Genomic DNA, 14,662 nt, shown 5'->3' on the forward strand with positions numbered 1-14,662 from the left:
GTTTTTGTTGCGGAAAATCTCGTCAAGTCCCGCAGAAAGGAGGTTTCCGGAGAATCCCGGCCAGTTCGGGAAGGACCTTCGGCAAATGCAGAGCAGTCAGCAGTTCACGCAGTTGGTTTCAAGGAGGAGTCTGTATGTACCTGAAAAAAAATGCTATCTGGCTGGTTGCGCTCCTGTTGTGCATGGCCGTACCGGCTCTGGGCGCCACCCTGGACCAGAAGGAATTGTTGGGCAAAAAATTGTTCGATGACCTGAACCTCTCGCTTAATGCCAACCAGTCTTGCGCCGCCTGCCACACCGGGGAGGTGGGCTGGACCGGTCCCCACAGCGAGATCAACGCCCACGGGGCGGTCTACGAGGGGTCGATTCCCGGCGCCTTCGGCGACCGCAAGCCGCCGAGCTCGGGCTACGCCACCCAGGCGCCCCTGTTCCATTATTCCAAGCAGGGGGGCGGCCTGTTCGTGGGGGGCAACTTCTGGGATGGCCGGGCCACCGGCTGGAAACTGGGCAACCCGGCCGCCGACCAGGCCCAGGGTCCGTTTCTGAATCCCAAGGAGCAGGCCCTGCCTGACGCGGCGGCGGTTATGGCCAAGGTCTGCGTCGCCGATTATGCGGACCTGTTCCAGCAGGTCTGGGGACTTGATCCCTGCGATACCGGAAAAACCGACCTGGCCTATGACTATGTGGGGCTGGCCATCGCCGCCTACGAGGCTTCGCCGGAGGTAAACGCCTTTTCCTCCAAGTTCGACCTGGCCCGGCGGGGGAAGGCCAAGCTGAACAAACAGGAGCAGCGGGGCTGGGCATTGTTCATGGGCAAGGGCAAGTGTCACCTCTGCCATGTGCCCAGCGGCAAGCTGCCGCTGTTTACCGATTACACTTTTGACAACCTGGGGATTCCCAAGAATCCCGAAAATCCTGCCACGCTGGCCGATCCTGATTTCGCCGACCCGGGTCTCGCCGGGTTCCTGCGGGCGCTGGCCGCTGCCGACAACCAGGGCTGGCGCGATATGACCTATACGACCAACGTGGCCAAGTTCAGCAACCAGGAATTGCTCGACCTGGCCGCAGCCCACGAGGGGATGCACAAGGTGCCGACCCTGCGCAACGTGGATAAGCGTCCCGCGGAGGGGTTCGTGAAGGCCTTCGGGCACAACGGCTACTTCAAGTCGCTCAAGGGGATCGTGCACTTCTACAACACCCGCGACGTTCTGCCCAGATGCCAGAACCCGCTGACCACCGAGGCCGAGGCACTGGCGCAAAACTGCTGGCCGGCTCCGGAGATAGCCAACAACGTCAATACGGCGGAGTTGGGGAACCTGGGGCTGAGTGATGAGGAAGAAAAAGCCCTGGTGGCATTCATGAAGACGCTTTCGGACGGTTTCGGGGACTAGATCAAAAAAATCCGCTTCCCTGGGAAAGGCGGATCGGAACCCGAAACCCTGGCTGGAGCTAAGGAGGGGAAACGGCATGACCAAAATAAACCGGGTGCCTGCCCACTGGGACAAGGCCGCTCAGTCCGGGCGGCCTTGTCGTGTTTGGGGAGCCGGGGCATAAAAGAGAGAAGATCTCCTGTGCGACCTATTCTGTCACGGGCCTGTCCTAACCTTAAAACAAAGGCAGATTGGCTCATCACAGGAGGTGTCCCCATGGCCGTTGATTTTCGCGAGAGTCTGGTGGTCGGCATTTCGTCGCGGGCCCTGTTCGACCTGGAAACCGAAAATGCCCTTTTCGAAAGGGAGGGCGTCGACAGCTACCGGGCGTACCAGCAGCAGAATGAAAGGGTCGTCCTCAAGCCCGGCACCGCCTTCCACCTGGTCAAGGCGCTGTTGGCCCTCAACGGACAGGACAGCCAAACCCGCCTGGTGGAGGTGGTGGTCATGTCGCGCAACAGCCCGGAAACCGGGGTGCGGGTGCTCAACTCCATCGAGCATCACGGCCTGGACATTTCGCGGGCGGTGTTCGCCAGCGGCGAGCCGCTGCACCCCTACCTGGAGGCCTTCGACGTGAATTTGTTTCTCTCCAAGTCCGCCGAGGACGTGCAGGCGGCCATCGACGGTGGGGTGGCGGCGGCGGTGATCTGCGCCCCGCCACAGGGCTACAACCCCGCCCGGGGGAAGATCCGCATCGCCTTCGACGGCGATTCGGTGCTGTTCTCCGACGAGTCGGAGCAGATCTTCAAGGAGCGCGGGCTGGCCGCCTTCCAGGAGCACGAACGGGCAAACCGGGATACGCCCCTGCCCGCAGGGCCTTTCGCCAGGCTGCTGCAGACCCTGGTGTTTCTGCAGAAAAAATTCCCCCGCGACCGCTGCCCGGTGCGCTTGGCCGTGGTCACCGCCCGCTGCAACCCGGCGCACCTGCGGGTCATCCAGACCTTCCGGGCCTGGGGCGTGGAGGTGGACGAGGCGTTTTTCCTCGGCGGGATCTCCAAGGACAAGGTGCTCAAGGCCTTCAACGCGCACATCTTCTTCGACGACCAGGAACTCCACCTGGAAAGCGCCTCGAAGGTGGTCCCCTCGGGCAAGGTCCCCTATCGCAGCGGCTCGCCCCTCAACAACCTGTCGAACCAGCCCCATCCGCCGGCCAAACCTCAGGCGGGGGGAGAGTCTGGAGCGGATCGCAAGGGGTTGGTCAAAACCGGAAAAGGATGAAGGGATGAGGGGGGCGTTGCCGCGGCAGGAGGCAAAGAGACTTGAGAAGGATGTGAAAAAGCCCCGGCGGGTTGCCGGGGCTTTTGGTATGCGTAGAGCTGAGCGGTTGCCGTTAAGGGAGCAGTCGGCTTAACCCAGATGCATGTTGTTGTTGCGCGCGCGGTTGGCAGCAATGGTCGGATCGAGGATTTCGCCGCAGGAGATGCATTTCCAGGCGTCGTATGAACGGACGAAGTCATAGTATTTTTCGGTGTACATTCTGCCTTTGCACTTGGGGCATTTCATTCGTTTAGTCCTCCCTGGAGTTTGATAGATATATCTGCAGCGGATGTCTTGTAATCGCTTATTGCCAGGGACTTATTTCACCATGCGTGCCCAAACGTGACGGGAGTGGAAAAAATAAAACTAAATTTGTTTTTTATGTTGAAAAACGGGCAGTTGCACACTGCTAATTTGCGTTCTGTTTTCAGCTGATCTGGGGAGGTATTCCTATTGATCGTCAATTGGTTGACGGTCGGTGGAGACACAACGCCGGTTCCGGAAAGGGGGGAGCCGATTTAATACTGGAACAATGCTTCGCAGGAGATAAGGAAAAGACTTGTTTTCTGGTGGGTTGCAACTGTCAGCGGGCAAGTTTTCCGCAAGAATCGCCAAAAAAATGGCGCCAAAGGGCGGAGTCGTCAAATAATTGATGGTGCGGTGGGGGGAACCAGCTAGGGCCGATCCCCGTTACCCGCGGGCCTGGAGGGGAGGCACCATCGCCAAGAGGTTGAACTGCGCCTCTCAAGTGTCCCCATCGAGGACGCTTCTCACCTTCTGCAGCAGTTCGAGCGGCGCCACCGGCTTGAAGATGAAGTGGCTGCCTGGCGCGATGGCGGCCTGCTGCTGGACCTGCTCCGGCGCGTAGCCGCTGGCGAAGATGACTTTCAGCTCGGGGCGGCCGCGGCGGATCTGTTCGCTGGCCTCGGCGCCGTTCATGTTCGGCATGACCAGGTCGAACAGGAGCAACTGTATCGCATCGGCGTACTCCTCGAATTTTTGCAGCGCATCTCTGCCGTCCACTGCCGGGATGACCTGGTAACCGGCGTCCTCGAGGACCCTGGTCACCAGCTCGCGGACCAGTTCGTCATCCTCGGCGAGCAGGAGGGTTTCCGTCCCGCCCGGGATCTCCTCCTCCGCCGGTTCGGGAGTTTCGGTCGAGGCTGCGGCAGGGGTGGTCAGGGGCAGGTAGATGTGGAAGCTGCTGCCTTGGCCGGGCTTGCTGTCCGCAGTGATAAATCCCTCGTGCTGCTTGATGATGCCGTAGGCTACGGCGAGCCCCAGCCCGGTCCCTTTCCCCACGCCCTTGCTGGTAAAAAACGGCTCGAAAATCTGCTTCAGGGTCGCTTGGTCCATGCCGGTGCCGGTGTCGGAGACCCTGAGCAGTGCATAAGCGCCTGGCTTGGCCTGGCCATGGGCGAGGGCCGACTGCTCATCGAGCTCCACCGTTTTCGCCTGCATGGTCAGGGTGCCCCCTTGGGGCATGGCGTCGCGGGCGTTGACCGCCAGGTTCATCAGCACTTGCTGCAACTGGTGGCTGTCGGCCAGCACCGGCAGGGGGGAGGCGTGTGGCAAGGTGCGCAGGTCGATGTCGGTGCCCAGGGTCCGCTGCAGGAACGCCTCTACCTTGCCGAGGATCTCGTTCAGGTCCAGGGTGCGGCGCTCGCTGGGCTGCTTGCGGCTGAAGAGCAGCAGCTCCCGGGTCAATGAGGCCGCCCGGTCCGTGGCCAGGAGAATCTGCTCGAGGTTGCTGCGCAGCGGCAACTCCGCCGGCATCTTTCGCAGGGTGACATGGGCAAAGCCGGAGATGGCGGTCAAGATGTTGTTGAAATCATGGGCCACGCCGCCGGCCAGCCTGCCGACCGATTCCATTTTCTGGGCGTGCAGATACTGGGTTTCCAGCTTCTTGCGTTCGGTGATGTCCTGGGCGAACCCGTAAACCCTGAACACCTTGCCATCGGCATCGCATTCGAACCGCCCGCGGGCGTGGACCGTGCGGACAGCCCCGTCGCTCCGGCGCAGGATCCGGTGCTCAAGGTCGTACGGGGCGACGCCGTTACGCACCCCCTCGAAGGCGCGGGCGATCGCGGCCTGGTCCTCGGGGTGGGCGATATTCATCAATTCATCCATCGTCAAACCCTGCTTCGGGCAGCCGTGGATCTTCAGCCACTCCTCCGAGAACGTCCACCGGCCTGTCGAAAGGTCATATTCCCAAGCCCCGGTGTGCGAGAGGGATTCGGCTTCGGACAACAGCTCCCGGCCATGGCGCAGGGCCGCTTCGGCCCGGTTGCGCTCGGTGACGTCGTGGCCGTAGAGATTGACGTAGCCGCGCTCGGCGATCGGTACCAGGGCGAAGGAGAGATCTCTCTCCCCGCAGCGGATCTCCAGCTTCCGGTGCTCACCCTTTTCCAGGGCTGCCGCCAGCTCCCGGCGCATGAATTCGGGAATCGCCCCGCCGATGCTGCATTGCAGCTGGTTCAGCAAGGCCCCGGAGGCCCGGTTGGCGTAGAGCAGGATTCCATCCACGGTGACGCGGAGGACCGGCCAGGGGTTCTCCTCGGGGAACAGGGCGGTGCTCCTGATCCGCTCCTCGGCCAGTTTGCGCGCGGTGATATCGGCGACGGTCCCGACAAAGCTCGTCGCCCGCCGCTCTTGCCCCGTCCCCTCGAAGGAGGCGATGCCGTGGGCCTTGACCCAGCGCAGGGAGCCGTCGGGGAGCCTGATGCGGTACTCCGCCTGGTAGGGCTGCGGGTTTGCCGGATCCAGGGCCGCCTCGACCTTGGCCCAGACCCCGGGCAGGTCCGCAGGGTGAATGCGGGCGAGGATCTCCTCGTTGGGGCGCTGGTAGCCGCTGACTTCGAAAATGTCCTTGTAGCGCTCGTCCCACGAGGCGATCTGGGTGCTCGGGTCATAATGCCACCAGCCCATGCGGGCGGCATCCAGGGCAAGTTGTCGCTGTTTGTCCATCTTCTGCAGGTTTAGTTCGGACAGCTTGCGCTCGGTAATGTCGACGAGGGTGACGGCGACACCGTCGACTCTGCCTTCGGAGGTGCGGTAAGGCAGGACCCGCATCAGGAAATGCCGGAGTTCCTCCCGGTCGGCCACCTCCCGCTCCACCGGGGCGAGGGTTTCCAGAACTTCGCCGGCGTCTTCCCTAAGCTCGGACCAGTCGATGCTGCCCGCCAGGTGGCGGAAGGGCCTGCCGATGTCGCTGGGGATCAGGTCAAAGAGTTCTGCCATGGCCGGGGAAAAGCGGCGGATGGTGAACTGGCGGTCGAGAAAAATGGTGGCGATCTCGGCGCTCTTGAACAGGTTCTCCATGTCGCTGTTGGCCCGGTCGAGCTCCTCCACCTTGTCCTGCAGCTCGGTATTGACCGTGACCAGTTGTTCGTTCAGGGCCTGGAGCTCTTCCTTGGAGGTCTCCAGTTCCTCGTTGGTCGACTGCAGCTCCTCGTTGGCCGACTGGTACTCCTCGTTGATCGACATCAGCTCTTCGTTGGCGGCCATGAACCCCTCGTGCGAGGTTTCAAGCTGTTCGGCCACCGCCTGAAGCTGCTCCTGGGTGATGCGCAGCTGCTCTTCCAGCTGGGCGATCAGCAGGTCCTTGGTCGCCTCGTCGCCGGCGGGCGCATCCGTTATGGAAAGCGGCCCCGGATGCGACGCCGCGGCGGGCGCCGGCTCGAGGACCACCATGGCCAGATCCCCCTCGGCGGGCGGCACGACAAGCGGTTCAACCTGCAGGTTGACCGCTGCCTCGTGCCCGTGCAGGGACACCCTTACCCCGCGAAAAGCAACGGGCTTGCGCTCGGAGAAGGCCTTGTAGATCGCCGCCCGCAGGGGGGCGCGCAGCTCCGGCGGGGCCATCTTGAGGATGTCCCGGGTCGGTTCTCCCTCGGGCACCTCGAGATAACGGTTTCCCTGGGCGGATATGTGGACCACCTCGTAGTTTGCACTCACCACGATGCACGGTGGAAAGTAGCGTTCCCTGAGGATCTTGTCCGCCAGCTGGGCGGGGGTCTTGCCGCCGGCCACGGTCACCCGCGGCGGCAGCCACGGCTTGGGGAAGGTGAGAACCGGTGCCAGGAAGGGGAAGGATGCAATTTCACCTCGATTGCCCTCCAGGCGTTTGAAGATCTTCCACTTCTTGTCGATGGGGGAGAAGGTCTCCGAAAGCCGCCCCACGGTCTCCGCGGCGCCCAGGAACAGGCAGCCTCCGGGCTTCAGTGCCAGGTGGAAGAGGGAGATCAGCCGCTGCTGCATGTCGGGGTTGAGGTAGATGAGGAAATTGCGGCAGACCAGCAGGTCGAGCCGCGAGAAGGGGGGATCCTTGATCAGGCTGTGGTGGGCGAAGACCACCATCTCCCGAAGAGTTTTCTCCACCTGCCAGCGGCTGCCGACCCGGGTGAAGAACCTATCGAGCCGCTCCTTGCCCACCGCCGCCTCGATGTCCTCGGAATAAAGCCCGGCCCTTGCGTGGGCGATGGCGCTCTGGTCGATGTCGGTGGCGAAGAGCTGCACCTTGGCATCGCTTCGCTGTTCGCTGAGGTATTCGCGGATCAGGATGGCCGTCGAGTAAACCTCTTCGCCGGTGGCGCAGCAGGCGTGCCAGATGCGCACCGGGTCATCGGCGGACCGGTTCGCGAAAAGCGCCGGAATGATCTCCCGGCGCAGGGTCTCGAACGCCTCCGGATCGCGGAAAAAGCTGGTGACCCCGATGAGGATCTCCTGGCCCAGGGCCTGCGGCTCCTGCTCGCTGCTCTGCAGCAGGGCCAGGTATTTCTTCATCCCCGCTACATCCTTCACCGCCATCCGCCGTTCGATCCGGCGCATGACGGTGCTGCGCTTGTAGGAGCTGAAATCGTGTCCCGTTCTGGTTTTGACCAGGGAAAAGACGGCCGCGAGGTCCTCCTCGTGGGTGGTCATGCGGCAGGCCTGGGGAGAAAGGCTGCAGGCTTCGCGGGCCATGGCGGCGATTTTCTCTGCCATCTGCCCGGCAGGCAGTACCAGGTCGGCCGCCCCGGTAGCGACGACGGCTTGGGGCAGGGCTGGATGAATGGCCGAGCTCGGCTCCTGGACAAGAACCGATCCGCCTGCCGCTTTGACGGCCCTGGCGCCCTCGGCCCCGTCGGCTTCCTGGCCGGAGAGGAGCACCGCTATGCAGTGCTCTCCCAGATCTGCCGCCAGAGAGTTGAAAAACCGGTTGATGGGTTGGGCGGTCGCTCCGCTCCCCTCGTCAGGCGTCGCTTGCCGGAAGCTGCCCCCGCTAAGCACCAGCTCGCTGGCGGCCAGGTTCACATGGACGGTGTTGGGCCGAAGGGCCATTCCCTCTTCGGCAACCACCACCTCCATGCAGGAGAAGCGGCCGAGCGTTTCGGGCAGGAGCGAGGGCAGGGCGGAGGACAAGGGCATGATCACCACGAAGGCCAGGTTGCAGTCGGCGGGCATGGCGGTGAAAAGCTGCTCCAGCGCCTCCTGGCTTCCTGCCGAAGCTCCGATGGCCACAACCCTGCAGGGCACTGGGGGGGCTGGGGAGTTCTCCCCTTGGGTCCTCGATTCCGGGTGCGTATGCGGCGGTCCTTCAAGCATATCTTTGTTTTTCCCCATCGACCGATTCTCCCCCACACTGAAAGCCGACGACCGCTGCAGGGTTCAGGTTGAATCTAAAAGGCTCACGGATTCAGGGCAGACAAAAAAAACCGCTGGCGCCCCAGGGTTCCAGCAAGGGGTGACAGCGGTGCGCCAGTTCTTCAGCCTTTGATTAGAGGCATCGCGGCTTTGCCCCCCTCCCCAGTAAAACAGGCAAATGATATCGGCAATGTAGCGGATTAGAGGCGGCTCGTCAAGAAAGCTAAAGGGCAGGATGCAAGGTTTCTTTGAACCGGATGCTAGTCTTTTGATTTCAGTTGGTTAGTTCTGCTTGATCGGGAGAGCCGTGCGGACCTGAAATCAGATGGGCAGGCCGGTCCGGAGCAGGATTTCCTCGGTCCCAGGCGCCGGCCAATTGTTCAGCTGGAACGGGCCGGCCGAAGTAATACCCCTGGCCCAAACGGCAACCCTGCGAACGGAGAAAGTCATTTTGCTCAGGGCTTTCAATCCCCTCCGCAACGGTGTCCAGGTTCAGGCTGTTGGCCATTGCAATTGCCGCCGATACGATAGCAGCATCGTTGGTGTCGTTGGGGATATCCTTCACGAAGGCGCGGTCGATTTTCAGTCTGGAGATGGGGAACCTTTTCAGGTAGGCGAGCGATGAATACCCGGAGCCGAAGTCGTCAATGGCCAGAGCTATGCCCATCGCGGAAATCTCATGCATGGTGGAAACGGCAGTTTCCACCTCTTCCATGATCATGCTTTCGGTTATCTCCAGCTCCAATTGGGCCGGATCCATTCCCGTATCCTCAAGGATGCTGGAAACTTTGGCCACCAGGTCGCCTTTGTAAAACTGGCGGGGAGAAATGTTAACCGCCATGCGCACCGGGGGCAATCCCTGATCTTGCCAGGCCAAGTTTTGGCGGCATGCCGTGCGCAGCACCCATTCGCCGATCGAGGTAATCAAGCCGGTTTGCTCGGCCAGGGGGATAAAATCTCCCGGCGGGACCAAGCCTCTGGCCGGGTGCTGCCAGCGCAGCAATGCCTCCATGCCGACAAGCCTGCCGGTGGCCAGATCCACCTGCGGTTGGTAATGCAGAATGAACTGGTCGTGTTCCAGGCTTGAGCGCAGGTCTCGTTCCAACTCGAGAAGTTCCTGAGCGCGGGTGTTCATGGCGGGAGTATAGACGGTGCAGGCGTTTCCCCCCTGGCCCTTGGCCCGGTACATGGCGATGTCTGCGCATTTCATCAACGACTCGGCATCTCCCCCGTCATCGGGATAAAAGGCGATGCCGATACTGGCAGACAGGTAATAGGAGTGAGCCTCCAATTCGAGGGGGCGGGACATGTTCTCGATGATTTTTTGTGCCAGGCAGGTTGCCCCGTCGGGCGTAGGTACTTTTTCCAACAAAACAACAAACTCGTCCCCGCCGATGCGGGCCAGGGTGTCCGCCTCCCTGACCTGGCCCTGCAGCCGCCTGCCGACTGCTTTCAGGACTTTGTCCCCGAATCCGTGGCCCATGCTGTCGTTTATCATCTTGAAGCGATCGAGATCGAAGAAGAGCAACGCGCAACGATGACCATCGCGTTGGGCGCGAGCCAGGGCGTGCTCCAGTCGGTCGCGAAGGAGGATGCGGTTGGGCAGACCGGTCAGCGGATCGTGGTGGGCAAGGTGTTTAAGTTTTTCCTCGTTTTTCAACAAATTGCGTTGGGCATTTTTTCGCTCCTCGATTTCCAGGCTCAGGCGGACATTCTGCTCGGTTATGCGGGCTGTCCGTTCCTTGACCAGGGTTTCGAGGCGGTGATGGTGCAGCAACAGTTCCTGTTCGATTCTTTTTCGTTCCGACACTTCCAGGGCAAGGCGCCGATTTACCCTCGACGAGGCCCATAACCCTCCGCTGGCCAAAATTATCAGTGCCGCCGCCAACTTGATCGACCAGTGGTGCCAGTTGAAGCGGGTGGGCGTTGGGTCGTATAAAAAACCATCCAAGGTGTAGTCTTCAGGGATGATGCCCAGGCTCCGATAGGTTTGGGCAATCTGTTGCCACCGACCCGGGTTGCTGTGGCCGATCTCGACCAGGTCGGGGATAATCAGGTTGGTGATCTGCTCAGCCTCCTGGCGCAAAAATTCCCGGTCATATCCCTCTTTAGCGGTATGGTATCGGCTCAAGAGTAGATCGATGATCTCTTCGGGATGGTTCAGGGCATAATTCCACCCTGCCAGGCTGGCCCGCCGAAAGGCAGCTACCAGTTCAGGATGCGTTTCCAATAGATTTTCTGAAGTGAAAAGGATATCCCCGTAAAAGTCGACGCCATAACTTTGTGGCCGAATGATGCTGGGGGTCACCCCTAGCTTCGCCAGTCTATAAGGCTGGTCTGTGAGGTAGGCGACCATCGCATCCACTTTGCCGTCCACCAGGTCCTGCAGGTTCCAACTGTGCGTGACCCTGCGAAGGCTGTTCGGTCCCAATCCTTCATTTGCAAGCATGGCCAGGATTTCGCTGGAAACAATTCCCTCTGCCAACATTACCCGGCGTTGGATCAGATCATGTGGAGTGCCAATCCCCGAATCCTGACGGGCGATCAGGATATTGGGCGATTTCTGGAAAAGGGGAGCCAGCGCCACGACCGGCTGCATTTCGAGCAGGCGATGCACCAGCAGGGCCGAGTTGCTAACCCCGAATTCGGTCCTGCCCGAAACCACGTCCTCGACCAACTGGTTGTTGGGAGTGCCGCTGACGATTTCAACGTCGAGCCCCTCCCGGGCATAGATCCCCTTTTCAACCGCAGCGACAAACCCTGCGTAATTGAACTGGTACCCCCAGGGAATCTGTAGGCGAACCTTATCCAGTCCATCGACTTGGCGGTCGCCGGCATGTATTCGGGAAAGTTGCAGGAAAAAAGCGAGGGAAATTGCCAAAAGGGCCAGCAGCAATCGTTTGCTGGCCAGGTACCGCGAAATCATTGGTATCATTGATCTTTTGGAAAACGGACCCAGAATGGTCCGGGAGGTCTCAGGTGAACTGTTTGGTTATTCGTGTCAGTTAATTCCGAGTCATTTTGATCGCTGTCAAGGCGCTGCCGACGCAGGTCAGGCCGTGCACCAAATCAAGGAGGCACAACGAAGACAGCGGCCAAAAGGGCAGGAATTATAAAACAGAATTGGCCGCACAGTGCACGTAGTGCATGCGCTCCCCGCGAGCTGAAAAGCCCGTGGTCTGGAGCAGGATGCCCCATCCTGATGGGAATCGAGGGAGATGTCAAGTCTCTCTCTGGAGCTGGCCCCGGAGCTCTGGTGTGGGGGGGATTTTTGAAAAATAGAAAAGAACGTCCCCCGGCCCGTCCCTTGAGTCTCCGACGGGCTGACTTCGTGAGTGCATTTTGTCTGGGCATTTTTCCGGTCGACTGGTGGTTGGAGTCCTGGAAAATCGGTTTTCCCTCCGCTTGCTGTTCTCGTTGAGCCCCCCCCCGTTTTCATTACTGGAAGCCACACCCTGGGTCTTAGTGCCGAGTAGGCCCCCTCTTGTTGTTTTCTTGCACCGCCATCCTTGCCGCATCGCTCAGGTAGGGCTCCAGAATGAGTTGCAGATGGTCGGTTCCACGGATCAATGAAGCGTCAGTGACCTGCTCGCCCCCCACCTCCAGGTAGTTCAGCCAGAACAGGGTGACGAGCCAGACCTGTTCGGCGAGAAGCCTGCGCACCTCCTCCTCCATCGGTTTGAGGAAGCCCTGGTGGATAGAGCGTTCCAGGGCCGCATCGACCATGGCCAGGTTGGTACGGTGCGAGGCCAGGAACAGCTCTCCGAGCTGGGGGTCGCTCATGACCAGGGCGGTCAGTTCACGCTTGAAGAAGCGGTAACGCCAGTTGAAGCGCTGGATCATGACAAAGGTTTCGAACATGCTTTCCGCCGTACCCGGGCCCCGCTCGGCGTTAATGGCGAGATATTCGCGGGTTCCCACCTCGTGCATCTGCTCGAAGATCGCCCGGATGATCGATTCCTTGTTGCGGAAATGGTAATAGAGGTTGCCGGGGCTGATGCCCATGGCGGCCGCGATATGGTTGGTGGTGACGGCTTTGGTCCCCTGGTCGTTGAAAAGTTCGATGGCGGTTTCGAGGATACGTTCCCGGGTGGTCATCGACATCCCTCAATAATCGAGATGGGCGGCCCGCAGCCGTTTCAGAAACGAGCCGAAGAGGCGAAAGCGCAGCAGCAAACCGTGCAGGCCGTATCGAAGCAGGGTCGGCAGGGAGCGCCGCATCGGCACAGCCCCGGCGTAAAGTTTGGCCATTTGGTCGTAGAATTCCGGCAGCGGCAGCCTGGTGGGCAGCAGGGCGTGGAGCATATCGTAGAGTTCAGGCTTGTTGCTGAGCAGTTCCTGCCGACGGGCGGCATGCAGCTCGGTGCCGGGCAGAGGGGTCATGACCGTGAAGGTCGCGTGACTCAGCTTCAGGTCACGGATGTAGCGGGTAAGCGCCTGGAAATCCTCGCGGCTGTAATCGGGATCGACCATGAACGAGGCGTACATCATCACGCCGAGCTCCCTGAGAATCCGCGCCGCCTCGGTCTGCTGATCCGTGGACACTCCCTTTTTCATCTTCGCCAGCCGCTCGTTGGAGAAATCCTCCATCCCCACGAAGACCTGCGACAATCCGATCTCGGCCCAGCGGGCAAAGAGTTCGGGATGCTTGACGATAGTGTCGGCTCGGGCATAAAGGAAATATTTTTTGCGAATGCCGGCGGTTCGAATCAGTTCAGCCAGTTTCCCCATCCGCAGGGTGTCGCACATCGATTCGTCGTCGCAGAAAAAGATGTTCTCCTCGGCAATCCCCTTGAGCTCCTCGACCACCGCGAGCGGGTCGCGGCGCAGGTATTTGCCCTCGGTGATCCCCCAAAGCGCGCAGAAGGTGCAGCGGGCGGTGCAGCCGAGGGAGGTGCGGATCGAGGCCAGCGGCTTGAACCACTCGCTGAAATAATGGGCGCGATACGGCGCCGTCAGGGCCCGGTCGGGAAAGGGCAGCTCATCCAGCGGGGTATAGGGTCGCGGCCGTGTGAACCGCATGCCCTGCGGGTCGGGAATGCCCAGCCCGTCAATGCCCGAAAACGGTCCGTTCTGGGCGAGTTGGCGCAGGATCTCTTTCATGGCCATTACGCCCTCGCCAATGACCACCAGGTCGAAGGCGCTGTCGTTGAAATCCTCCGGGCACACCGTGGCGTGATGGCCGCCGATGACCAGAAAGGCCTGGGGCAGCCGGCCGCGGATCTGCTCGGCGAGCCGTTTGACGATATTCAGGTGGCTGGTGAATGCCGTCAGCCCGACCACGTCGGGCTTGAATTCACGCAGACAGCCATCGACGTCGGGGTCGAGGCGGGCGTCGAGCAGGCGCACGCTATGGCCGTCCTGCTTCAGGCCGGCACCCAGGTATTCGAGGGCCAGCGGTTCAAAAAGGTAGACCTGGTCCATCAGCGGAGTCTGGCTCGGCGGTTGAATCAGCAATACGTTCATGGGCGGCTCCCTCAGTGAGTGATGATAGAAAATAGAGCAATTGCTCTAATTCGTCAAGAGGGAGCCAGGGCAGGGGACCGGGGGGAAAAATATTTCAAAGATATCGCGATCTCAATCCCGGGGGATCAGGGCAGCCCCGCCAGGGTCGTCTGGTGCATCTTCGGTCCATCTAGCCGCCGGCGAGCAGGGTATGCTCGAGCAGGATCTTGAGACCGATGCCGATCAGCACCACCCCGCCGATCACCTCCACCCGTTTGCCCCAGATGCCGCCGATACGCCGGCCGAGCAGCATGCCGGCGACGGTCAGGACGCCGGCGACCAGGCCGATGACCAGCGCCGGCATCCAGATGTCGACCCCGAGCATCCCCAGCGACAGGCCCACGGCCAGGGCGTCGATGCTGGTGGCGATCGAGAGCATCACCATAGTCATGCCCCGGGTGGGGTCCCTGGGCTCGGCGTCTTCATCCTCGTCCTGGAACGCCTCGTGGATCATCTTGCCGCCCACCCAGCCGAGCAGGGCGAAGGCGATCCAGTGGTCGTAGGCGGCGATCCAGCGCTGCACGCTCATCCCGGCCAGCCAGCCGATCACCGGCATCATTGCCTGGAACAGGCCGAAATGCCAGCCGAGCCGGAACAGGTGCCGCCCGGTCAGGGTGGAGAGGGTCATGCCGGCGCCCAGGGCCACGGCGAAGGCGTCCATGGCGAGGGCGATGGCGATTCCCAGCAGGGTCAGGTTATCCAAGAGTGTTTCCTCGTTTGCGGCGTGATCGACTCCCCTGTCCGGGGGAGCGTTCTGCCGGCAGGGAGATGCCCCCCCTTGCATTCGGCAGGGGACAAAGGGTAACATTAACGCCGTTGTCTGAACAGGCTGTTTGATACAGCAA

Annotated in this window: 8 protein-coding genes; 2 read left to right on the forward strand and 6 right to left on the reverse strand. The window is 61.2% G+C overall.

Annotated features, from left to right (window positions below; all coding sequences use genetic code 11):
* The first annotated feature begins 134 nt into the window (after positions 1-134).
* A complete protein-coding gene (locus DESUT3_RS07920) occupies positions 135-1,391 on the forward strand; it encodes a cytochrome-c peroxidase (RefSeq protein ID WP_221251945.1) in 1,257 nt (418 codons plus the stop codon).
* A gap of 255 nt (positions 1,392-1,646) precedes the next feature.
* Positions 1,647-2,648: a 5'-nucleotidase gene (locus DESUT3_RS07925; RefSeq protein WP_221251946.1), complete on the forward strand. Its 1,002-nt coding sequence runs from the start codon at positions 1,647-1,649 to the stop codon at positions 2,646-2,648.
* A 129-nt stretch (positions 2,649-2,777) separates the two neighbouring features.
* Here the strand turns inward: DESUT3_RS07925 and DESUT3_RS07930 are convergent, their stop codons facing one another.
* The 6 genes from DESUT3_RS07930 to DESUT3_RS07955 all read right to left on the reverse strand — a co-directional run bounded on the left by DESUT3_RS07930 (position 2,778) and on the right by DESUT3_RS07955 (position 14,520).
* Positions 2,778-2,933, reverse strand: a complete 156-nt coding sequence (locus tag DESUT3_RS07930; protein WP_221251947.1) for a hypothetical protein — start codon at positions 2,931-2,933, stop codon at positions 2,778-2,780.
* 498 nt (positions 2,934-3,431) lie between these two features.
* Positions 3,432-8,189, reverse strand: a complete 4,758-nt coding sequence (locus DESUT3_RS07935; protein WP_221251948.1) for a CheR family methyltransferase — start codon at positions 8,187-8,189, stop codon at positions 3,432-3,434.
* Positions 8,190-8,586: 397 nt separating this feature from the next.
* Positions 8,587-11,238: an EAL domain-containing protein gene (locus DESUT3_RS07940; RefSeq protein WP_221251949.1), complete on the reverse strand. Its 2,652-nt coding sequence runs from the start codon at positions 11,236-11,238 to the stop codon at positions 8,587-8,589.
* Positions 11,239-11,774: 536 nt separating this feature from the next.
* Entirely contained in the window at positions 11,775-12,410 is a 636-nt protein-coding gene (locus tag DESUT3_RS07945; protein ID WP_221251950.1) for a TetR/AcrR family transcriptional regulator, read from the reverse strand.
* 9 nt (positions 12,411-12,419) lie between these two features.
* Complete coding sequence (locus tag DESUT3_RS07950) at positions 12,420-13,778, reverse strand: B12-binding domain-containing radical SAM protein (protein ID WP_221251951.1); 1,359 nt, start codon at positions 13,776-13,778, stop codon at positions 12,420-12,422.
* Positions 13,779-13,947: 169 nt separating this feature from the next.
* Positions 13,948-14,520 carry a manganese efflux pump MntP gene (locus DESUT3_RS07955; RefSeq protein WP_221251952.1) on the reverse strand — a complete coding sequence of 191 codons (573 nt, stop codon included), beginning with the start codon at positions 14,518-14,520 and terminating at the stop codon, positions 13,948-13,950.
* Between the last annotated feature and the right edge of the window lie 142 nt (positions 14,521-14,662).

The sequence above is a fragment of the Desulfuromonas versatilis genome, assembly GCF_019704135.1.
GTDB classification, from domain to species: Bacteria; Desulfobacterota; Desulfuromonadia; order Desulfuromonadales; family NIT-T3; genus Desulfuromonas_A; species Desulfuromonas_A versatilis.

Bases quoted from the DNA above. Each gene is read 5' to 3' on its own strand.
- DESUT3_RS07920 (WP_221251945.1), top strand. From the start codon at position 135: ATGTACCTGAAAAAAAATGCTATCTGGCTGGTTGCGCTCCTGTTGTGC.
- DESUT3_RS07925 (WP_221251946.1), top strand. From the start codon at position 1,647: ATGGCCGTTGATTTTCGCGAGAGTCTGGTGGTCGGCATTTCGTCGCGG.
- DESUT3_RS07930 (WP_221251947.1), bottom strand. From the start codon at position 2,933: ATGAAATGCCCCAAGTGCAAAGGCAGAATGTACACCGAAAAATACTAT.
- DESUT3_RS07940 (WP_221251949.1), bottom strand. From the start codon at position 11,238: ATGATTTCGCGGTACCTGGCCAGCAAACGATTGCTGCTGGCCCTTTTG.
- DESUT3_RS07945 (WP_221251950.1), bottom strand. From the start codon at position 12,410: ATGACCACCCGGGAACGTATCCTCGAAACCGCCATCGAACTTTTCAAC.
- DESUT3_RS07950 (WP_221251951.1), bottom strand. From the start codon at position 13,778: ATGAACGTATTGCTGATTCAACCGCCGAGCCAGACTCCGCTGATGGAC.